This is a genomic window from Actinacidiphila acididurans, assembly GCF_016918855.1.
GTDB classification, from domain to species: domain Bacteria; phylum Actinomycetota; class Actinomycetes; order Streptomycetales; family Streptomycetaceae; genus Actinacidiphila; species Actinacidiphila acididurans.
On record NZ_JADKYB010000004.1, the window covers coordinates 54,914 to 75,126 of the forward strand.

Genomic DNA, 20,213 nt, shown 5'->3' on the forward strand with positions numbered 1-20,213 from the left:
GTCCCTACCGCTGCGGGGCGAATTGGATGCTGTTGACGATTTCGCGGAGCAGGGAGGGATCGTCGGCGGTGCCGTCGACGGCCCAGGCGCGGATGAGGACCGGGTGGCCGTGGGGGTCGGTGGTGCGGACCTCGATGTGGCCGGCCGGGCGGCCGTCGGCGGCGGGCTGGGCGTAGCTGAGGATCTGGGACGGGCGGCCGTCGATGCGCAGGGCCTCGCGGCGGACGTAGCCGGGGGCGGGGACACCGGCGGGCTGGTCCAGGACCTCGGCCTTGCGCGCGGCGGTCTTGGGGTTCCCGCCCGCCGGCACCGTCTCGGCGTTGCCGGCCCCGCCGCCCGCGGTCACGGAGAAGGCCGCGTCGGTCCGCCCGTGCCTGCCGTGCAGCACCGCCCCGTCCCGGGTCTCCCGCCAGGTCTTCGGGTGGGCGACCTCGACCGCGCCCGTGGTCATGTACCGCCACCCGTCGGGCGAGCCCTGGCCGACCGAGCACCCCGCGGCGGCCACGAGCCCCGCGACGAATGCCCCGATACGTACCGCTTTGCTCCGCATGTCGGCAATCTACGACGCCCGGGGAAAAGAAAACGGGCCGGCTCGCAGGGGGGGAGAGCGAACCGGCCCGAGGGGGGGAGTTACACCGTACCGCGTCTGAGCGGCTGCTCAGTACGTTACGCGGCAGGTGGCGTAAAAGTGATCTCGACCCGGCGGTTCTGACGGCGGCCGGATTCGGTGGAATTGTCCGCGATTGGGTAGTCCTCGCCGTAGCCCCGGACCTGGAATGTGTGGGATGCGTCACCAAGCCTTCCCAGTTCCTCCGCCAGGATGGCGTACACCGCCTGGGCGCGCTGCTTGGACAGCACCAGACCGTGTTCGCTGCTGCCCAAATCGTCGGTGAACCCGAAGACACGGATGGGTGACGTCACGTGTCGCGCGTTGATGTCGGCCGCGATCGCCCTGATCCGGCCGCCCGCGGCCGGTGCCAGTACCGCGCTGTCCTTGCCGAACAGCACCTCGGCCTGGAGCGCGTAGGTGACCGTCGAGTTCGACGTCTCCTGCCGCTGCTCTGGCTGGCTGGCGGCCACCGAGCTCTCGTCGGAGACCGAGACGATGTCGAGCACCTTGGGCGGGGCCAGCGTGGCCCCGGGGGGCAGTTTCAAGCCAGGTGCGGTCGGGTTCACCGAGACCGGCGCGCTGGGCGTGTCCACGGTCGGCGAGGGCCCCGGCGCGCCGTCCGCGACCGCCGGCCCCCCGGCCGCCGTGGCGGCGGCCAGCACCAGCACGAGCGCGGCCGGCACAGTGACGGCCGCGCGGCGGGAGGGGCGAAGGGGGCGCCGGCGCCCCGGCCGCGAGGCGGGCTGCTCGCTGCCGCTCTCGGGCGGCTCAGTGTGCTGTGGGTTCACCTCGCGCTCACCCCTGGGAGATGGTGATCTTGGCGGGGGGCATGGTGGGGAGCTCGAAGTCCACTTGTGTGGTGCCGGCCGGGGGGGCCGGGAACTGGGCGAAGAAGGGGCGGGACTCCTGGGGCTGGATCAGGAGCAGGCCGGTCGTGCACAGGCAGGTGCCGTCCGTATCGCGCAGCACGTAGTAGCGCTTCTTGCCGGCCTCGTCGACCAGCACCGCGCCGGCGACGGACGGCCCGGAGGGCACCAGGGCCATTTCGGTGCCACGCCAATAGGACGCGGTGAACGGCTGGTCGCCCTGGTTGGTCAGGGTGCCCTGCACGGTCACGAAACCGCCGGAGTCACGTACGGCGGAGTTGATCACCACCTCCATGCCGCTGTCGCCCTTGATCTGGGCGAGGACCTGGGTCGGGGTGGCGGACGGCGTGGCGCCGGCGGTGTCGGTCGCGGCCGGTGCGGAACTGCCGGCGGGTGCAGACGGGGTGGCGCCGGCCTTGTCGGTGCCACCGCTTCCCCCGCCGCTGCCGCCACCGCAGCCGGTCAGCGTGAAGACGGCCGCGGCGGCGCAGGCCGCCAGAGTCGTCACTGTGCGTCGCATCGTTCCCCGTTCCCTCATCGGTTCGGCCCGCCCGTCAGTTCGTCAGGTGGACGGCGTAGAAGTCGGACAGTTGCAGGGTGAAGCCGGGCGCGGTGGGGTCGAGCGTCAGGGAACCGTCGTCGCAGGTGATGTCGAGGCCGTGTGCGCCGTCCTTCGCCACCCCGCCGCCGCACCGCGGCTCCACCACGGCGGTTGCTGTGGCCACGGAATGGATGTCCTCGGTCCCGTGCACCACGGAGCGCCCGACCGAATCGTTGGCCTGCACCTGGACGGTGAAGGAATTCCCGTTCACCTGGACGGAGCCCTGGAGCGTGGCGCCGTTGGCGGCCGCGTAGTTGCTCGCCGCCGTCTGCGCGGCGCCGCCGTCGTCCTGGCCGATCAGCGTGAGCAGGTGCTGCAACTCGGTCAGGTCGCCGGCATTGAGCGCGGCGAGCAGGTCGTCCTTGATGTGGTCACGTTCGGCCCGCGCTGCTGCCAGTGCGGCGGCGTCCGCGGCGGTCTGCGCGCTGTTGCGGTTGACCGCGGCCTGCCCCACCGCGAAGTAGGCGAAGGCCAGGAAGAACAACGCCGAGATCGACACGATGTAGATGCCGACAGTCTGGCCGTCGTCCCGTCGTAATGCCGTCCGCAACCGCTCCGGAAGCAACGCCCGCCCCGGCAGCTGGCCGCCCGTCCGGACCGCCCGTCCCGGGGCCGCCGGGTGCCTCACTTGCCCCCGCCGCCGCCTCCGCCCGAGATCCGGCCGATCACGCTGATGATCGCGTTCTCGATGGCGGTTCCGATTCCCGTCGTGGCCAGGACCCCGATGATCACCGCGATCACCACCGCGATGCCGAGGTACTCGAACGAGGTCTGGCCACGGTCGGCCGCCGTCCTGCGCTCGGCTTGCCTGCTCGCGCGGTCGCTGATCCAGACCGCCAAGCGGCTGTACCGCTCGACTACCCACCTGTTCATGATTGTTCGCCCCATCCTTTGTCACCTGGCTAGTGCGTGCGGCTGCCGTGAGTGGTGTGTCGGGAGTGTGGTCCACGGCGCACCGCCTCTCGCTGGTCGTGTCGTCGGGTCCGCAGCGGGTCGGATTGAATTGCAGGTGCAAATATGGTTGCGAATGCAAAGGTACACCCGAGGCCGGGGCATCCGCAGCCAGTTGAGCCGGTGCCGGTCGAACTCCCGCGCGACGGTGGCCGGTCGAACCGCCGTACGAGTGAGGGTCCGCTGACGCCAGCATGACGCCCGCCGGTGTCCGGCGGGAGAGAAATCGGGGTAATAACCGGAATCACCCCGTCACCCGTTGCCGAAGACATCGCCGAAGTGGATGCGCGAGCCGAGGATCGTGCCGGAGATCAGCAGGATCATCGTGGCCGGCACCAGCAGGACGGTGATCACACCGGTGGCGCGCGGGACCATGCGGGCCGCGCGGCGGCGGGCGTTCTGGGCCTCGGTACGGCGCATGTCGGTGGCGATCTGGAGCAGCGTACGGGCGATGGGGGTGCCGAGTTCCTCGCCCTGCTGGAGGGCGGTGACGAACTGGCCGACCTGTTCACTGCGGTTGCGCTTGCGGAGCTGGTCGAAGGCGTCGCGGCGGCTGACGCCGACGTCCATCTGGCGCAGGGCGACCCGGATCTCGTCCGACCAGGGGCCCTGGTAGACGGAGTTGACCCGCTCCAGGGCCTGGCGGAAGCCGAGGCCGGCGCTGACCACGACCGCGAGGACGTCCAGGAAGTCGGGCAGGGTGCGCTCGATGTCGTCGCGGCGGCGCCTGACGGCCATCCATATGCCCAGGTCCGCCCAGCCCCAGCCGAAGGCGATCACCAGCACCGCCAGCAGCCAGCTGCTCTTGGCGACCAGAACCACGCCGCCGATCAGGCCGAGGGCGCCGTAGACCGCGCGGCGGGCCGCGTACCGCTCGACCGTCAGGCCGTACGGGTGACCGGCGTTGTCGATCCTGGCCCGCATCCGGTTCACCCGGGCCGGGCCCATCATCCGCATCACCATGGGCGCGTAGCGGATGCCGATCCGGTCGATGGCGTTGCCGGTGCGGGTGGTGCGCGTGCGGCCCACCTCCAGGGCGAGCGCGAGGTCGTCGGGCAGCTTGACGTCGGCGCGCATCAGGCCGACCGCGTACACCACCCCGGCCACGCCCAGCGCCAGCACCAGCCCGAGCCCCAGTCCCACCAGGGTCATCGCACCCACCTCTCCGTACGTGTCCTGCGTCCGCGCCCGTTCATTGATCTCACGCGCCTCATACGTCGATCCGGGACATCCGGCGGATCAGCCAGAAGCCGAGCGCGTACAGGCCGAGCGCCACCAGTACGAGGATCCGGCCGATGTTCGAGCCGGTCAGGGCGCTCAGCGAGCCCGGCATGATCCGGTCCAGCAGCAGCAGCGAGCCGATGCCGATCACCGGGACGGCGTAGGCGGTCACGGTCACCTGGGACATCTGGGTTCGGACCTCGCGGCGGGTCTCCTTGCGCTCCTCCAGGGTGACGGTGAGGTTGCGCAGCGACTCCACCACCGAGCCGCCGGCCCGGCTGGAGAGGATGAGGGTGGAGACCAGCACGATCAGTTCGCGGCTGGGCAGGCGCTGCTGGAGTTCGGCGAGGGCGTCCTCCACCGAGGCGCCCAGCGCCATCGCGTCGGCGACCTGCCGCAACTCCTCGCCGGCCGGCCCCTCCAGTTCGTCGGCGGCCATCGACACCGCGGTGCGCAGCGCGAGGCCGGCCTGGGTGGCGTTGGCCAGCACCCGGGCGAGGTCGGGCAGTTGGGCGATGAAGCGCTCGGTGCGCACCCGGCGCCGCCACTCCAGGAAGGAGTAGCCGGCCCAGGCCGCCAGCAGCGCGGCGATCGGGCCGAAGAAGGGCGCGAAGATCAGCGCGGCCAGCAGCCAGGACACCGCGATCAGCCCGACCACGGCGGCGGTGAACTGGCCCGGCGTCAGGTCGGTGCCGGTGGCGGCCAGCCGGCCGGCGAGCCTGCGGCCCCAGGCATAGCGGCGAACGCGCCGGTCCAGGGCGGCGAAGGACTGCGGCCGGGGGACGGCCCCGCCCGATTCGGCGGCCAGCCGCTCGACCAGCGCGATCCGGTCGGCCCGCCCGCCGCGCCAGGCGGTCAGGCCCCACACACCGAGCACCAGAGCGAGGAAGGCCGCGCCCAGCACGATCAGCGGATACGGGCCGGAGGCGAAGGCCGCGGCCAGGGCGCCTCGAGAAGGACCGGGCCCGGGTGCCGCCGGGAGCGGCGCGGCCGTCGCACGGTCCGGCACTCCCGCGGGCAGGGGTACGGCGGCGCCCGGCACCAAGGCGACGTAGGACGCGCTCACTTCGCCTCCCGGCTGTCGAGGTCGAGTTCGGTGGCGCCGACACCGTACGCGGCCGGCACGTGCTCGCCAGCCAGGTAGAGCCGCTCGCCGATGGCGCGGGGCAGCGGCAGGTGCTCGTACCAGCCGCGCACGATGCGGTCCACGCCGAGCGGTTCGGCCCGGAAGCGGGTGGCGGTGGTGAGCAGGAAGACGTCCCGGCCGCGCGAGGAGAGGACGGCGATCTCGGAGATCCGCCGGGTGCCGTCGACGTGCCGCTGCAACTGGACCAGCACGTCCACCGCGGAGTTGATCTGGTCGCGCAGCGCCTCGAAGGGGATCTCGACCTCGCTCATCGAGGCGAGGGTCTGCAGTCGCAGCACCGCGTCCTCGGCGGAGTTGGCGTGCACGGTGGCCAGCGACCCGTCGTGGCCGGTGGACATGGCCTGGAGCATGTCCAGGGTCTCGCCGCCGCGGACCTCGCCGACGATGATGCGGTCCGGGCGCATGCGCAGCGAGTTGCGGACCAGGTCGCGGATGGTGATCCGGCCCTCGCCCTCGACGTTGGGCGGCCGGGACTCCAGGCGGATCACGTGCTCCTGCTGGAGCTGGAGTTCGGCGGCGTCCTCGACGGTGATGATCCGCTCGCCGTCCGGGATCAGCCCGGACAGGGCGTTGAGCAGCGTGGTCTTGCCCGAGCCGGTGCCACCGCTGACGATGATGTTGCACTTGGCGCGTACGAAGGAGGACAGCAGCAGGAGCATCTGCTCGTCCAGGGTGCCCAGGTCGATCAGTTCACGCAGGGTGTACGCGCGCGGGAAGCGGCGGATGGTCAGCGTCGGGCCGGTCAGCGACAGCGGCGGGATGATCACGTTGACGCGCTCGCCGGACGGCAGGCGGGCGTCGACCATCGGATTGGACTCGTCCACCCGGCGGTTGACGGTGGAGACGATGCGCTCGATGGTCTGGAGCAGCTGCTCGTCGGAGGAGAAGCGGGCCGGCACCTGCTCGACCCGGCCGCCGCGCTCGACGTAGATCCGGTCCGGGCCGTTGACCATGATCTCGGTGACGGTGGGGTCCTCCAGCAGCGGTTCCAGGATGCCCAGGCCCAGGGCCTCGTCCACCACGCGGCGGATCAGCGCGGCGCGCTCGGTGGTGGAGAGCACCGGGCCCTCGCGGCTGATGATGTGGCCCAGCACGCGTTCCAGCCGGACCCTGCGCTCGGCGGCGGCCAGCGCGGACATCTCGGCGAGGTCGATCTCCTGGAGCAGCTTGGCCCGGTAGACCGCCACCAGGTGGCCTTCCTGGCTCTGCGGGGCGGCCTCGTCCACGGTGAGGCGGGAGCGGAGACTCACGGGTTCGTGTCCTCCTTGGGCATGGTCGCCCGGCGGGTCACCGGGCCGAAGAGGTGCACCCCCGGGAGGACCGAGGGGATATGGACGGTGGCCGAGACGGTGACGCTGTTGTCCCCGCCGTCGCTCGGCGGGTCGATGGAGGTGTTGCCCTGCAGCCAGCCGCTCACCGCGTCCAGGCCCACCTGCTGCGGGTCCGGGTGCGGGGCGTGCGCGGCGGCGGTACGGGCGGCGGCGCGCGCCGCGACCCCGGCCTGCTCGCCGCAGTAGGCCACGATCCCGAGCTGGATGCCGGCCAGCGCGACCAGCAGCAGGATCGGCAGCATCCCCAGGAACTCCAGGGAGGCGGTGCCGCGGTCGCGGCGCCGCCCCGGCGTCCGGGTCCCGGTCCGCGTCCTCACGGCTTCGTCTCCTCGTCGACCGTGCCGGCGGTGCCGTGCACGGTGAGGGGGAAGTCGATCAGGCCGGGGAAGAGGACCGGGACCTTCAGGCCCACGGTGACCTTGACCTCGCCGTCGACGGGGCGGTCGACGCTGAAGTCCGGCATGTCCCAGGCCCCCGGTACGTCGCTGCGCGCCGCCGCCTGCGCCGCGCCCTCGCCCTGACTGACCGCCGCGGCCCGGGCCGCCTTGTCGGCCGCGTTCCCGGCCAGCGTCATGGTGTAGCCGGCCAGCACGGCCTGCCAGACCAGCACCAGCGTGGCCAGGATGATCGGCGTCATCCCCAGGGTCTCCAGGGTGACCTGGCCCCGGTCACCGCTCCGGTCGCCGGTCCGGTCGCTGCTCCGGTCCGCGCTCCGGTCGGCGCCGCGCCGCTGCCGCCGGCCGCGCGGGGCGGGCAGCGCGGCGCCGCTGATCAGGCCGAGTTCGCCGGCCAGCGACCAGATGCCGGTACGGACGGTGGAGCGCGCGTCGAGGTCCTGGAGCCGGCCGGCGTCGATGACCGGCTGGAGCTCGCGGAAGCCGGCCGGGATCACCGAGGTCGCGGTGCGGGCGCCGGTGATCCGCGCGATGAGGGAGGGCTGGATCTCGGTGCTCTTGGACCACCGGTTGACCACGGCCACGGTGTCCTGCGGCTTGCGGATCTGCAGCCGGTCCCACAGCCGGACCATCCGCTTGGCGGCCCGCACCGCGATCACGTCGGGGGTCGTCACCAGCACCGCGGTGTCCGCGGTCTCCACGGCGACCGCGTTCGCGCCGGTGATCTGGGTGCCGCAGTCGACGACCACGACCTCGTACCGCTGCCGCAGCGCGCCCAGCACCAGGCGGGCGGACCGGTCGGTGACGTCCTCGCCGCGCTCGCCGTCGGCCGGGGCGAGCAGCAGGGCCGGGCCGGACTCGTGCACGTACATCGCGTCGGCCAGCACCCGGCTCGACACGTCCGCGATGTCGGCCAGATCGGCCATCGAACGGCGGAACTGCACGTCCAGGTACGACGCCACGTCGCCGCCCTGCAGGTCCAGGTCGACCAGCGCCGTGGTCCGGCCCGCCGCGTGCGCGGCCAGCGCGAGCTGCACGGCCGTGACCGTGGTGCCCACCCCGCCCTTGGCCCCGGCCACCGCGATCAGCGTGCCACCGGCCACCGCGGGCAGCGCGGTCCGGCCCGGCGTCAAGTGCCGCCGCACGCCCAGCGCCCACGTGGCCGCGGCGTCCACCCGGGCGCCCAGATCGTCGTACGACAACGGGAGCGAGGCCACCCCGCGCGCGCCCGAGTTCATGGCGGCCGTCAGCATCGCCGGACTCGGGTCCGCCGTCAGCAGCACCACCCCGACCGACGGAAACCGCAGCGCCACGTCCCGGATCACGTCCAGCGCCGGCATCGGCCCGATCACATCGTGCACGATCAGCACTTCGGGCAGCTCGTCCAGCCCCGCCTCCCCCGCCCGCGCCAGCACCTCCAGCAACGCGGTCGAGTCCCCCACCGCCGGCGCCGGCTCCACCGACGGCAACTGCCCCAACAACCCGAGCAACGCCCGCGCGGCATCCGGATCCCCAGTCCCGGCCACAACCCGTACGACCATCAGCCCGCCTCCCTCGCCCCAGCCCCGTGCCGACCAACAGGCGCGACCAGCGAAAGCTGCCGCCCATCAAGGCGCCGGGGCCCCCAGGCCCCGCGTCCGACCGAGGCCCGGGCCCGCCAGGGCCCGGCCACCCCATGGGCTCGGGCCCGCCAGGGCCCGGCCCCAAAGGGGCGCGGGGAACTGCGCGACAAGCCACGACGCATCCGCACCCGGCCACGCACAGCAACCCCCCGAGCTGAACGCCGCAAGCCCAACCCGGCAGACCCCGCACCAATAAAGGAACCCGCACCTACCAGGGAACCCGCACCAAGTGCGGCCCTCACGACTTGTCCCCGGCCAACGTGTAACTCCGCGCCGAAGGCGGCACCGCATCATCCCCAGGCGCGACCAGCGCAAGCCTCACATGCCGAGCAAACGACTCCGCATAAGCAACCCTCTGCGCATCCTCCGCGCTGAGCGCAAAAGTAATGGGCACCCCCTGCGCGGAGACCCGCTGATTGTTGTCGGTCTGATCGAACGCCTTGATCTGCCCGACATCGATCACCTGCGCCCCGGCCACGATGATCCGCGACACATCCGGATCCGTATCCTTGCGCGGCTCAAAGGTCGCGAAAATGTTCACCCGCGACCCAGGCGTGATCTTCCCGGCCACGCCGGTCTCCGCGTCGATCATGATGGCCATCTCCATCTGACCGGGCTTGAGTTCGAGCTTGGGGGCGACCATGTCCGACTGGAGCAGCGACCCCTTCTTCAGCGGCACCGCGGCGATCTTCCCCTGGACCTGCCCGAGATCGCGTACCGCCGTGTCCGGCAGCCACTTCTTGGGGACGGATATCCGGTGCACGTCGGAGCTGTCGAGCGAGCTGTACGCGGGCACGTCCGCGGACAGTTCGTACGCCGTGACCTTCGGCCCCACCTGCGACCGCGCGTTGCTGACGACGGCGACCACCCCGACGAAGGCGGCCGCCGCGAACAGCACGGAGATCACCAGGAGGACGACACCACGGCGCTGACGTGAGTTCATGTGCGGTCGCACCTATCGCTTGTGGGGTTCGAGTTGGGGGCGGCGGGCGGGCTGCACCGCGCGCTCGGCGGGCGTGCCCGCGGCCCCGGCGGCGCCCTGACCAGAGGCCGGTGCGGCCCGGACGCCCAGCCGGGTCGCGCAGAACAGGCACTGGTCGCCGATGACTTCGAGCCCGCACCAGGTGCAGGTGTCGCGGCGTACCGAGGTGACGAGTTGGTAGAGCATGCCGATGTCGGCGATGTAGGCGGCGAACTCCACCAGCCGGGACGTGCCCCACCAGCGGGCGGAGTCGGGGGGCTGCGGTATTTCGCGCAGGTGGGTGGTGCGCCAGGCGGAGGCCAGCGGGCCGGTGATCCAGGCCGGGTCGAGGCCGTTGCCGGCCACGGCGAGCTGGGTCTGGTAGGCGGGGCCGGGCGGGACCTTGTCCGGGTCGGCCTGGCCGAGATACGGCTCGGGGTGCGCGAGGACCGCGAAGTGCCGTCCGGGCACGAGGGACTTGACGTGGGTGGCGACGCCGACCGGGACCCGGTCCAGCTTGGTGACCGAGCCGAGCAGCGCGCCGGCGTGCAGGTAGTAGGTGAGCAGGCGGGCGGCGCCGGCCAGCACGCCGGGGCCGAGGTCGGTGCCGGCGAGCTGGCGGACCTGCTCGGCGAGCAGCACCCGGGCCAGGGGCGGCAGCGTGACGGGCACGACGGCGATGCGGTCGGACTCCAGGGCCGAGCGCACGGTGTGCAGCCGGCGCCGGGCCGGGTCGGTGGGGTCGGCGGGGGCGAGCGCGACCAGGTGGCCGTACTGCTCCAGGGCCGCGGCGGTGCGCATGACGTGCTCTTCCAGCGGGAGGGCGAGGTCCTCCGCCGTGACCGTGACGACGCTCGGCATCAAGTACCTCCCCTGGTCCGCCGTTCGAGCCCGTGACACGTGTCCACCTGGCGATTCGTGCTCGTCAGCTTATCGATCCGTAGCGATGCGGGTGCGGAAAGTTGCGGATCGGGACATGTGAACAGCCGGTGTCCGGCAGAGGTCTTGACAACCCGATTGGTCTGGACCAACTTTCTCCCTTGCAGGCTGTGTTCATGTCAGGTGTTCAGTCGGGCCGGCGCCGCAGGCGCCCGGACCGCCACCCGCACTCCCACCACCCCCCAACTCCTTGCCCCCAGGAGGCAGTCGTGGAACGTGCCGAGCACGCGAATCACGCGAGCCCGCCGCAGTCGAGATCTCCCCGTCACCGGGCGACCGCGGTCCGCCGCGTGATCGCCGCGGCCAGCGCCACCGCCGTGATCGGCGCGGGCGCCGCGCTGGCCACCGTCGGCGCCGCCAGCGCCGCGACCACCAATCTGATCGCCAACCCCGGCTTCGAGAGCGGCCTTTCCAACTGGACCTGCACCAGCGGCAGCGGCGCCACGGTGAACAGCCCGGTGCACTCCGGCTCGTCCGCCCTCCGGGGCACCCCCACCAGCAGCGACAACGCCCAGTGCACCCAGACCGTCAGCGTGGTGCCCAACTCCCAGTACACGCTGAGCGCGTACGTGCAGGGCAGCTACGTCTACCTCGGCGCGACCGGCACCGGCGGCACCGACCCGTCCACCTGGACCCCGAACGCCGCCTCGTACAGCCAGCTCAGCACCAGCTTCACCACGGGCGCGAGCACCACGTCGGTGACGATCTACCTGCACGGCTGGTACGCGCAGCCGGCGTACTACGCGGACGACGTGGTGCTGTCCGGCCCCGGCGGCACCCAGACCACGCCGCCCACCACCCCGCCGACCACGCCCCCCACCACGCCGCCGACGACTCCCCCGACCACGCCGCCGCCCACCTCGCCGCCGCCGAACACCGGCCTGCCCAAGCACGTGGTCACCGGCTACTGGCAGGACTTCAACAACGGCGCGACCGTGCAGACCATCGCGCAGGTGCAGAACCAGTACGACATCATCGCCGTCGCCTTCGCGGACGCCACCACCACGCCCGGCGCGGTGTCCTTCACCCTGGACCCGTCGCTGAACTACAGCGTGGCGCAGTTCAAGGCGGACATCGCGGCCAAGCAGGCGGCCGGCAAGAAGGTGATCATCTCGGTCGGCGGGCAGAACGGCACGATCTCGGTGCGCGACTCCGCCTCGGCGACCAACTTCGCCAACAGCGTGTACTCCCTGATGCAGACGTACGGCTTCAACGGCGTCGACATCGACCTGGAGAACGGCATCGACACCACGTACATGCCGCAGGCGCTGCGGGCGCTGAGCGCCAAGGCCGGGTCCGGTCTGATCATCACCATGGCGCCGCAGACCATCGACATGCTCTCGGCGGGCAGTGACTACCTGGCCACCGCGCTGAAGATCAAGGACATCCTCACTGTCGTCAACACCCAGTACTACAACAGCGGTTCGATGAACGGCTGCGACGGCGGGGTCTACAGCCAGGGCTCGGTGGACTTCATCACCACGCTGGCCTGCACCGCGATCCAGGCCGGCCTGTCCCCGGCCCAGGTCGGCATCGGCACCCCGGCCTCGACCAGCGCGGCCGGGTCCGGCTACGTCTCGCCGACCGTGGTCAACAACGCCCTCGACTGCCTGGCCAACGGCACCAGCTGCGGCACCTTCCACCCGCCGGCCAAGTGGCCCACCATCCGCGGCGCGATGACCTGGTCCACCAACTGGGACGCGTCGGCGGGCAACACCTGGTCCAACGGTGTGGGGGCGCACGTCCACGCCATGCCGTAACGCCCCGCACCGCACGGCCCCGGCGGACTCAGCCGCAGACCGCCAGGGCGTCGATCTCCACCAGCAGCCCCTCCGGCAGGCCCACGTACACCGTGGTGCGGGCCGGAGGGGCCTGCCGCAGGTGGGCGAAGTGCTCGTTCCAGAGCTCGTTGAACTCCGGGAAGTGGCCGGTGTCGGTGAGGTAGACCCGCATCATCACCACGTCCTCCCAGGAGGCGCCGCCGGCGTGCAGGACGGAGGCGACGTTGGCCAGGGTCTGCGGGACCTGGTCACGCAGCGCCGGACCGGCCGGCGTGGGCGGCTTGCCCGGCTCCGCGGGCAGGAAGCCGACCTGGCCCGCGACCTGGAGGATGTTCCCCTTGCGCACCCCGTGCGAGAACTTCGCCGGCGGCACGGTGTGCGTCGGCGGGGTGATGCCGATCTTCGGCAGGTGGGGCAGTTGGCCGGGGTTGTGCTCGGGCAGCTCGCTCATGCGGGGGCGTCCTCGGTTCTCGGATGGGGTACGGGGTCGGTCGGGTGGTCCTCGGCGGCGCCGGTCCCGGGCGCGGTACGGGAAGCGGTCCCCGACACGGTGCCGGGAGCGGTCCCGGAAACGGCGCCCCGGTCGGTCCCGGGCGCGGTCTCCGGCCGGCGCGGCGCCGGGCCGGACAGCTCCCGGCTGATGGCCGCAGCGGTACGGACCACCAGCGGGCGCAGCCGCAGCAGGTCGTCGGCGCCCACCACGACGCTGGGCGCGGACACCGACATCGCGGCCCGGACCCGCCCGTCGGGGCCCCGCACCGGCGCGGCCACGCAGTTGATGGACTCCTCGTGGCCGCCCAGGTCGCTGGCCCAGCCCTGCTCGCGCACCCGGGCCAGTTCGGCGAGATAGGCGGCGGCGTCCGGGGTGGAACGGGCGGTGTAGCGCGGGTACTCCAGCGCCTCGGCGACCGCGCGCCGCTCCGGCTCGGGCAGGTCGGCCAGCAGCAGCTTGGCGACCGCCGCGACCGTAATGGCGACCGGGCGGCCGATGCGGGAGTACATCCGCACCGGGTAGCGGCTGTCCACCTTGTCGATGTAGACGACCTCGCCCTGTTCGTAGACGGCGAGGTGGACGGTGTGGCCGGTGCGTTCGCCGAGCGCGGCCAGGTGCGGGTGGGCGATGCCGCGCACGTCCAGGGTCTCCAGGGCCTGCTGGGCCAGCGCGAACAGGCCGGCCCCCAGCCGGTAGCGCTGGTCGTCCTGACGGTAGACCAGGCCGTGCTCGTGCAGGGTGCGCAGCAGCCGCAGCGCGGTGGACTTGTGCACGCCCAGCAGGCCGGCCACCCGGTCCAGGCCGGCCGGCTCCTCGGCGAGCAGCGGCAGGATGCTCAGCGCACGGTCCACGCTCTGGCTCATGCCCCGACCTCCTCCCGAGTCCACCCGGCGCTCAGCCGCAGTTTCCCCCACGCCGCGTCGTCGAGGGCGGCAAGCGCGTCGGCGTGTGCCCGACTCGGGGGTACGGCCAGGTCACCGGGCACGGTCAGGGCCGCGGCGGCCAGCAGGTGACCGTGCCGGAGCCGCAGCGCGAGCGGCAGCCCGCGCAGCGCCGCCGACAGGTAGCCGGCCGCGAAGGCGTCGCCGGCCCCGACGTGCGCGACCACCTCGACCGCGGGCGCCGGCACCGCCACCCGCTCCCCGCCGCCGAACACGGTGGCGCCCGCGGCACCCTGCTTGACCACCACCGCGGCCGGCTCGGGCAGCGCGGCCCGCACCGCGTCCGGCCCGGCCAGCCCCCACAGCGCCGCGGCCTCGTCCTCGCCGACGAACACCAGGTCGCAGCCGCGGGCCAGGCCGAGCAGCGCCTCCGGGTCCTGGCGCAGCGCCGGGCGGTGGTTGACGTCGAAGGACACCAGCGGGCGGCCGGCCTGCCGATCGGTCAGCCGGTGCAGCAGGGCCAGGCAGGTCGCCGACAGGGCGGAGGTGATGCCGGTGAGGTGCAGGATCCGCCCGGACCAGGCGTCGCGGCGCCGTACCAGGCCGGGCGCGAGCGCGGAGGCGGCCGAGCCCGCGCGGTAGTAGACGACCTCGGCGTGCCCGGGCCCGCCGGCCAGGGTGGTGGCGCGCTCGCCGGCCGTACGGAAGTACACCCCGGTGGGCCGGTGCGGGTCGCGCGGCACCGCCGAGACGTCCACCCCGCTGGCCGCGATCTCGGCGAGCAGATGGTCACCGAAGCCGTCGGCCCCGACCCGGCTGATCCAGCGCACCCGGTGCCCGGCCCGGGCCAGCGTGCAGGCCACGTTGGACTCCGCGCCCCCGATCCCCCGCCGGAACCCGCCCACCCCGGCCAGCGCGCCCGGCCGGTCCGGCACGAAGGCGATCATGGACTCGCCGAGGCAGACCACGTCGAAGGAGGGGGCGGGGACGGAGTCGGAATCCGGGGCCGCCTCCCAGCCACGCTCCGAAGCCGAGCCCGAAAACGGGTCTCCGGCCGAGCCCTGGGCAGGCTCGGCCGGCTCCGCTGCGTGCGGCGTTTCGGTCACGCGGGGACCTCCGGGTACGGCCGGCCGCCGTTGACCCGGCGACGCGGGGATGTTAGACAGCTCGGAGCGCCCTGCGCAACGATGGTTGCACAGGGCGCAACAGACCAGGTCGCAGCGGCAGTCCGGAGGAATCACGTGGCTGAGGGCACTACCGGGGTACGGGCGGACGAGGCGCTGGCTGCGCTGGGCCGGGAACGGATCGACCACCGTTTCAAGGCGGTGCCGCCGGACGCGGACGGCCTGACCGTCGCCGAACTCGCCGCCCAGCGCCGCAACCTGTTCGACGGCGGCTTCGCCACCCCGGTGCTGACGCTGTCCGAGGAGTCCCTGGAGCACAACCTGGCCCAGCTCCAGCGGTACACCGCCGAGCACGGCCTGGCCTTCGCTCCGCACGGCAAGACCTCGATGGCCCCGGAGCTGTTCGCCCGTCAGCTCGCCCGCGGCGCCTGGGGCATCACCGTGGCGGTGCCCGCGCAGGCCCGGGTGGCCCGCGCCTTCGGGGTGCCGCGGCTGTTCCTGGCCAACCAGCTGGTCGACGCCGCCGCCCTGCGCTGGGCCGGCGAACAGCTCGACGCCGACCCGGACTTCACGCTGATCTGCTACGCCGACTCCGAGCGCGGGGTGGAGCTGATGGACCGGGCGCTGCGCGCGGCCGGCACCCGGCGCCCGCTGGACGTGGTGGTCGAACTCGGCGCGGGCGAGGGCGCGCGCACCGGCGCCCGGACCGACGCGGAGTGCCTGCGGGTGGCGCGGGCGGTCGCCGCGGCCCCGGCGCTGCGGCTGGTCGGGGTCGCCGGCTACGAGGGCGAGGTGCCGGACGCCGACGCGGAACGGGTCCGGGCCTGGCTGCGCCGCCTGGTGGCACTCGCCGGGGAGCTGGACGCGGCCGGCCTCTTCGCCGACACCGCGGAGATCGTGGTCAGCGCCGGCGGCTCGGCCTGGTTCGACGCGGTGGCCGAGGTGTTCGCGGAAATCGGCGCGCTGTCCCGGCCGGTGCTCAAGCTGCTGCGCTCGGGCGCGTACGTCACCCACGACGACGACCACTACCGGCGGATCACCCCCTTCAACCGGGTCCCCGACGAGGGCGCGCTGGAACCGGCGTTCCGGCTGTGGACGCAAGTGCTCTCCCGGCCCGCGCCCGGGCAGGCGTTCCTGAACGCGGGCAAGCGCGACGCACCGTACGACCTGGGGCTGCCGGTGCCGCTCACCGTCCGCTCGGCCCGCGACGCGGGGCAGCGCCCGGCGCCCGAGGGGCTGACCGTGGTCAAGCTGTCCGACCAGCACGCCTGGCTGGAGGTGCCGCCCGGCGACCCGCTGGAGGTCGGCGACTGGGTGGCGCTCGGCCTGTCCCACCCGTGCACCACCTTCGACAAGTGGCAGCTCATCCCGCAGGTGACCGCGGACGGCACGGCGACGGCGTACATCCGTACGTTCTTCGGCTGACCCGGCCGGCGGGGCCGGGACGGGCGGTACGGCGGCGGGTACGGGTGAGCCCGTGAGACGGCATTGACGCCGAAGGGGGACAGCCGAGGGGAGACAAGCGTGGATCTGGTGGTGCGCGGCGCGCTCGTGGTGGACGGCACGGGCGGCACGCCCTACCGCGCCGACGTCGGCGTGCACGAGGGGCGGATCGCCGCGATCGGCGACGGGCCGATCGGCGACCGGCTGAGCGGGGGCCGGCTGAGCGGGGGCCGGCTGACGCTGGACGCGGACGGCCTCGCGCTCGCCCCCGGCTTCGTCGACATGCACGCGCACAGCGACCTGGCCCTGGTCACCGACCCCGAGCACACCGCCAAGGCCGCCCAGGGCGTGACCCTGGAGGTGCTGGGCCAGGACGGCCTGTCGTACGCGCCGGTGGACGACGACGTGCTCGGCCAGCTCCGGACCCAGATCGCCGGCTGGAACGGCGAGGGCGCCGACGCCGACTTCACCTGGCGCGGCGTCGGGGAGTACCTGGACCGCCTCGACCAGGGCGTCGCGGTCAACGCCGCCTACCTGGTGCCGCAGGGCACGGTCCGGGCCATGGCGGTGGGCTGGGCGGACCGGCCCGCGACCGGCGCCGAGCTGGCCCGGATGAAGGAACTGACCGCGCGGGGCCTGGCCGAGGGCGCCGTGGGCCTGTCCGCCGGGCTCACCTACACCCCCGGGATGTACGCGCCCGACGCCGAACTCGCCGAGCTGTGCCGGGTGGTGGCCGATTACGGCGGCTACTTCTGCCCGCACCACCGCTCGTACGGCGCCGGCGCGCTGGACGCCTACGCGCAGATGATCGCCCTCGCCGGGCAGGCCGGCTGCGCCCTGCACCTGGCGCACGCCACCATGAACTTCCCCGTCAACGCCGGGCGCGCGCCCGATCTGCTGGCCCTGCTGGACCGCGCGCTGGCGGCGGGCGCCGACATCACCCTCGACAGCTACCCCTACACCGCCGGCGCCACCACGCTGTCCGCGCTGCTGCCGAGCTGGGCGGCGGCCGGCGGCCCGCGGGCCACCCTGGAGCGGCTGCGGGACGACGCCACCGCCGAGGCGATCCGGCGCGCGATGGAGGAGGATGGCTCCGACGGCTGCCACGGGGTGCCCGTGGACTGGTCCACGATCGAGATCTCCGGGGTCGGCGACCCGGCGCTGGCCGCCTCCGTCGGCACCCGGCTCGACGCCTGGCCCACCGCCCGCCGCCTGCTGCTCGCCGACCGGCTGGCCACCGCGATCCTCCAGCACGTCGGCGACGAGACCAACGTCGTCACGGTGATGCGCCACCGCGCCCACACCGGCGGCTCCGACGGCATCCTGCACGGCGCGAAACCGCACCCGCGCGCCTTCGGCACCTTCCCCCAATACCTCGGCCACTACGTGCGCGAACTCGGCGTCCTCGGCCTCGCCGAATGCGTCGCCCACCTCACCGGCCGCCCCGCCGCCCGCCTCCGCCTGCCCGACCGCGGCCTGATCCGCGAGGGCCACCGCGCCGACCTGGTCCTCTTCGACCCGGCCACGGTCGCCGCCACCGCCACCTACGACCACCCGCGCGCCCTCCCCACTGGCATCCCGCACGTCCTGATCGACGGCCGCTTCGTGATCCGCGACGGCCGCCGCACGGATGTCCTGGCGGGGCGCTCGGTGCGGCGGACGCCGTACCGGGGGCGTTAGTGCTCTTCTCGGGGGGCGGCTTGTGGTGCGGCGGCGGCCGGGCGGGGTGTCTGCTGCGGTACGGCGGCCAGGGCGCGGGTGGCCAGGCCCGGCAGGGCGCGTACGTCGTTGGTGATCTCCGCGCCCAGCTCGGCGGCCCGGGCCTCGCGGCGGGGGGTGAGCCGGTGGGTGAAGAACACCACCGGGCCGGTCCAGGTGCCGCTGTCCCGCAGTTCCGTCACGAAGTCGAAGCCCCGGTCGGTACCGTCGCCAAGGTCGACGTCGCAGATCAGCAACGCCTGCCCGCTGCCCAGCCCCCTGACCGCCTCGGCCTCGGAAGTCGCCGGGTAGATCGTGTACAGCCGGGTCATCGCTCCGAACATCTCCGTGAGCGTGTTGCCGTCGGCGAGCGCGACCACCGGGGTCCGCACGACCGGATACGCCTGCTGCGGCACACCCCCCTGCGCTCCGTACACGCCACCCCCCTGCTGCGGAAAGCCGTAATCGGGCCCGGGGTCGTACCCGGCCGGCTCCGGATACCCGACCTGGACCGGGTACGGGCCCTGCCGGCTCGGCGGCTCCGGGTACCCGGGAAACGACGGCCCCGGGTACGGCGGATACGCGCTCCCCGGATCCGTCTGCCCCGGGACCGGGTCCCCGAGCGGTGGCGGAGAGGTGTCGACGCGGCCGGCCGCAGGCGTGGACGTCCCCTCGCGCAGCCGGCGCAGGACGTCCGGGGCGCCGGTGGCGGCGAGGAGTTCGTCCAGCAGGGAGGTGAAGGAGGGGTCGGCGACCAGCGCGGGGAAGTCGGTGGGGAGCTGCTGTTCGAGTTCGGCCAGGGTCTCCGTGGGGCGGTCGAAGGAGTCGTGCGGTGGCAGGCCCTGCCGGGTCAGGAAGGTCCGCACCTGTTCCTGGGCCGTCCGGTCCACCGGGCCCGCTCCGCCCGGCATGGCGCGCAGCACCGTACGCACCTGCCGGTAGTCGGTGAACTCGGCCACCACGTCCTGTCCGGCCGGCCCGGCCGGGGGCAGCGTCATCATCCGGTAGAAGCCGGGATACAGGTACTGGAGCAGCAGCGTGCGGATCACGGTCTCCGGGGCGACCTGGTCCCACAGCGGGGTGAGCAGCGCCTCCAGCAGGAAGAAGTTGATCAGGCGCTTGATACGGCGCGGGTTGCGGGCCGAGCGCTGGGCGACGAGGTCGGCCAGGTCGTGGTCGAAGAGGGCGGCGATGCCGGCGTCCTCGGCGCAGCGCAGCACATAGCCGCGGATGTCGGCGGGGCTGCCGACCGGCACCCGGTAGCTGGTCTGGAAGATCTTCTCCATGAAGGCGGCGCCGGCCGGGGACAGGTCGCGCAGCAGGCCGGCCGGGCCGATGGCGTTCTGGTCGGCGCCGACCACGAAGGCCAGGCCGGGCACGTCGAGGTAGACCTTGACCGCCTCGCAGACCGCGAGCACGGTCGCCTCGGTGCAGCGGTCCAGGTCGTCGATGAAGACGACCAGCATCCGGCCCGGCCGGTCCGGGCCGTCGCCGCCGGACCAGTCGGCGACGATCGTCCGCAGGGCCTCGCGCATGTGGTTGCGGGCCTGCGGGTCGGCGCTCATCGCCGTCCACAGCTCGTCGATCGTTCCCGACAGGCCCAGCGGCCGGCCGAGCAGCACGGTCAGCGCGCGCACCGCCCGTACCAGCGCCGGGTGTTCCGAGGCGCGGCGCACGGCCCGGCGCAGCACATTGCGGTCCATGCTGCCGAGCACCGACTTGATCAGGCCCTCCAGGGCGTCACCGCCGGTGGAGGTCCAGGCGTTGTACCAGACGGTGTGCACGGCCGGGGCGCCCGGACCGCCGGGGGCCCGCAGCTCGGCGTCGACCAGCCGCATCAGCGAGCTCTTGCCCATCCCCCACCCGGCGTCGATGGCCAGCGTGAAGGGGGTCGAGCGGTGCGAGCCGCGCAGCAGTGCCGCCAGCCGCACCGCGGCCCGCCGGGCGCCCAGCAGGTCGCCGTCCCGCGAGCCCAGCGGCTCGTCGTTGAGCAGCGCGTACGGCCCCACCGGGGTCAGCGCGGACAGCCCGGGGGCGCCCGGCGGGTACCCGGACGGCGCATACGGCAAGGGTTGCGGCTGGGGCTGCGGCTGGGCACGAGGTGGTACTGCCATGGGCCCAGTCTGGCAAGCGGCGCGCGGCCTCGTCC

Annotated in this window: 19 protein-coding genes; 3 read left to right on the plus strand and 16 right to left on the minus strand. The window is 73.4% G+C overall.

The annotated features are described in order from the left end of the window. Positions 1 to 4: 4 nt before the first annotated feature. The 12 genes from ITX44_RS07995 to ITX44_RS08050 all read right to left on the minus strand — a co-directional run bounded on the left by ITX44_RS07995 (position 5) and on the right by ITX44_RS08050 (position 10,566). Positions 5 to 550 (minus strand): hypothetical protein, encoded by a 546-nt coding sequence (locus tag ITX44_RS07995; protein ID WP_205356368.1) that lies wholly within the window; start codon positions 548 to 550, stop codon positions 5 to 7. 116 nt (positions 551 to 666) lie between these two features. Next, on the minus strand, positions 667 to 1,278 hold the full coding sequence (locus ITX44_RS08000; RefSeq protein ID WP_307795160.1) for an OmpA family protein: 612 nt from the start codon (positions 1,276 to 1,278) through the stop codon (positions 667 to 669). A 127-nt stretch (positions 1,279 to 1,405) separates the two neighbouring features. Next, on the minus strand, positions 1,406 to 1,996 hold the full coding sequence (locus ITX44_RS08005; RefSeq protein WP_236060262.1) for a hypothetical protein: 591 nt from the start codon (positions 1,994 to 1,996) through the stop codon (positions 1,406 to 1,408). Between the two features lie 34 nt (positions 1,997 to 2,030). Continuing rightward, complete coding sequence (locus ITX44_RS08010; protein ID WP_205356371.1) at positions 2,031 to 2,627, minus strand: pilus assembly protein TadG-related protein; 597 nt, start codon at positions 2,625 to 2,627, stop codon at positions 2,031 to 2,033. A 74-nt stretch (positions 2,628 to 2,701) separates the two neighbouring features. Beyond that, positions 2,702 to 2,950, minus strand: a complete 249-nt coding sequence (locus tag ITX44_RS08015) for a hypothetical protein (protein WP_236060263.1) — start codon at positions 2,948 to 2,950, stop codon at positions 2,702 to 2,704. Positions 2,951 to 3,280: 330 nt separating this feature from the next. Beyond that, entirely contained in the window at positions 3,281 to 4,171 is an 891-nt protein-coding gene (locus ITX44_RS08020; RefSeq protein WP_443609205.1) for a DUF5936 domain-containing protein, read from the minus strand. Between the two features lie 67 nt (positions 4,172 to 4,238). Further along, on the minus strand, positions 4,239 to 5,192 hold the full coding sequence (locus ITX44_RS08025) for a type II secretion system F family protein (RefSeq protein ID WP_205356757.1): 954 nt from the start codon (positions 5,190 to 5,192) through the stop codon (positions 4,239 to 4,241). Between the two features lie 119 nt (positions 5,193 to 5,311). Then, positions 5,312 to 6,646 carry a TadA family conjugal transfer-associated ATPase gene (locus ITX44_RS08030; RefSeq protein WP_205356373.1) on the minus strand — a complete coding sequence of 445 codons (1,335 nt, stop codon included), beginning with the start codon at positions 6,644 to 6,646 and terminating at the stop codon, positions 5,312 to 5,314. Next, on the minus strand, positions 6,643 to 7,044 hold the full coding sequence (locus ITX44_RS08035; protein ID WP_307795161.1) for a TadE/TadG family type IV pilus assembly protein: 402 nt from the start codon (positions 7,042 to 7,044) through the stop codon (positions 6,643 to 6,645). Before ITX44_RS08035 ends, ITX44_RS08030 begins: the two co-directional genes overlap by 4 nt. Then, positions 7,041 to 8,663, minus strand: coding sequence for a CpaE/TadZ family protein (locus ITX44_RS08040; RefSeq protein ID WP_205356374.1), 1,623 nt, complete (start codon positions 8,661 to 8,663; stop codon positions 7,041 to 7,043). Before ITX44_RS08040 ends, ITX44_RS08035 begins: the two co-directional genes overlap by 4 nt. Positions 8,664 to 8,982: 319 nt before the next feature. Then, positions 8,983 to 9,687: a Flp pilus assembly protein CpaB gene (cpaB, locus tag ITX44_RS08045; protein ID WP_205356375.1), complete on the minus strand. Its 705-nt coding sequence runs from the start codon at positions 9,685 to 9,687 to the stop codon at positions 8,983 to 8,985. Between the two features lie 12 nt (positions 9,688 to 9,699). Further along, positions 9,700 to 10,566 (minus strand): hypothetical protein, encoded by an 867-nt coding sequence (locus ITX44_RS08050; RefSeq protein ID WP_205356376.1) that lies wholly within the window; start codon positions 10,564 to 10,566, stop codon positions 9,700 to 9,702. Positions 10,567 to 10,853: 287 nt separating this feature from the next. On the opposite strand from ITX44_RS08050, the gene ITX44_RS08055 reads away from it, so the two are divergent. Beyond that, positions 10,854 to 12,404: a chitinase gene (locus ITX44_RS08055; protein WP_372440857.1), complete on the plus strand. Its 1,551-nt coding sequence runs from the start codon at positions 10,854 to 10,856 to the stop codon at positions 12,402 to 12,404. Positions 12,405 to 12,432: 28 nt separating this feature from the next. Here the strand turns inward: ITX44_RS08055 and ITX44_RS08060 are convergent, their stop codons facing one another. Genes ITX44_RS08060 through ITX44_RS08070 form a run of 3 tightly spaced genes read right to left on the minus strand, consistent with a single transcriptional unit; the run spans position 12,433 to position 14,767 of the window. Beyond that, positions 12,433 to 12,876, minus strand: a complete 444-nt coding sequence (locus tag ITX44_RS08060) for a RidA family protein (RefSeq protein WP_205356378.1) — start codon at positions 12,874 to 12,876, stop codon at positions 12,433 to 12,435. Then, on the minus strand, positions 12,873 to 13,781 hold the full coding sequence (locus ITX44_RS08065; RefSeq protein WP_205356379.1) for an IclR family transcriptional regulator: 909 nt from the start codon (positions 13,779 to 13,781) through the stop codon (positions 12,873 to 12,875). The genes ITX44_RS08060 and ITX44_RS08065 overlap by 4 nt, the downstream gene beginning before the upstream one ends. Continuing rightward, positions 13,778 to 14,767 carry a sugar kinase gene (locus tag ITX44_RS08070; protein WP_307795191.1) on the minus strand — a complete coding sequence of 330 codons (990 nt, stop codon included), beginning with the start codon at positions 14,765 to 14,767 and terminating at the stop codon, positions 13,778 to 13,780. The genes ITX44_RS08065 and ITX44_RS08070 overlap by 4 nt, the downstream gene beginning before the upstream one ends. 219 nt (positions 14,768 to 14,986) lie before the next feature. Here ITX44_RS08070 and ITX44_RS08075 point away from each other — a divergent pair, with 219 nt between their 5' ends. Together ITX44_RS08075 and ITX44_RS08080 are read left to right on the plus strand one after the other, a co-directional pair. Further along, the gene (locus ITX44_RS08075) at positions 14,987 to 16,348 is read left to right on the plus strand and encodes an alanine racemase (RefSeq protein WP_205356380.1); all 1,362 of its coding nucleotides are present in this window, start codon (positions 14,987 to 14,989) and stop codon (positions 16,346 to 16,348) included. 99 nt (positions 16,349 to 16,447) lie between these two features. Continuing rightward, on the plus strand, positions 16,448 to 18,046 hold the full coding sequence (locus ITX44_RS08080; protein ID WP_205356381.1) for an N-acyl-D-amino-acid deacylase family protein: 1,599 nt from the start codon (positions 16,448 to 16,450) through the stop codon (positions 18,044 to 18,046). Here the strand turns inward: ITX44_RS08080 and ITX44_RS08085 are convergent. Beyond that, positions 18,043 to 20,178: a P-loop NTPase fold protein gene (locus tag ITX44_RS08085; protein ID WP_236060264.1), complete on the minus strand. Its 2,136-nt coding sequence runs from the start codon at positions 20,176 to 20,178 to the stop codon at positions 18,043 to 18,045. The genes ITX44_RS08080 and ITX44_RS08085 overlap by 4 nt on opposite strands. Positions 20,179 to 20,213: the final 35 nt, after the last annotated feature.

Coding starts and splice junctions, on each gene's coding strand:
- ITX44_RS07995 (WP_205356368.1), bottom strand. CDS start 550: ATGCGGAGCAAAGCGGTACGTATCGGGGCATTCGTCGCGGGGCTCGTG.
- ITX44_RS08005 (WP_236060262.1), bottom strand. CDS start 1,996: ATGCGACGCACAGTGACGACTCTGGCGGCCTGCGCCGCCGCGGCCGTC.
- ITX44_RS08015 (WP_236060263.1), bottom strand. CDS start 2,950: ATGAACAGGTGGGTAGTCGAGCGGTACAGCCGCTTGGCGGTCTGGATC.
- ITX44_RS08040 (WP_205356374.1), bottom strand. CDS start 8,663: ATGGTCGTACGGGTTGTGGCCGGGACTGGGGATCCGGATGCCGCGCGG.
- cpaB (WP_205356375.1), bottom strand. CDS start 9,687: ATGAACTCACGTCAGCGCCGTGGTGTCGTCCTCCTGGTGATCTCCGTG.
- ITX44_RS08050 (WP_205356376.1), bottom strand. CDS start 10,566: ATGCCGAGCGTCGTCACGGTCACGGCGGAGGACCTCGCCCTCCCGCTG.
- ITX44_RS08060 (WP_205356378.1), bottom strand. CDS start 12,876: ATGAGCGAGCTGCCCGAGCACAACCCCGGCCAACTGCCCCACCTGCCG.
- ITX44_RS08065 (WP_205356379.1), bottom strand. CDS start 13,781: ATGAGCCAGAGCGTGGACCGTGCGCTGAGCATCCTGCCGCTGCTCGCC.
- ITX44_RS08075 (WP_205356380.1), top strand. CDS start 14,987: ATGGTTGCACAGGGCGCAACAGACCAGGTCGCAGCGGCAGTCCGGAGG.
- ITX44_RS08085 (WP_236060264.1), bottom strand. CDS start 20,178: ATGGCAGTACCACCTCGTGCCCAGCCGCAGCCCCAGCCGCAACCCTTG.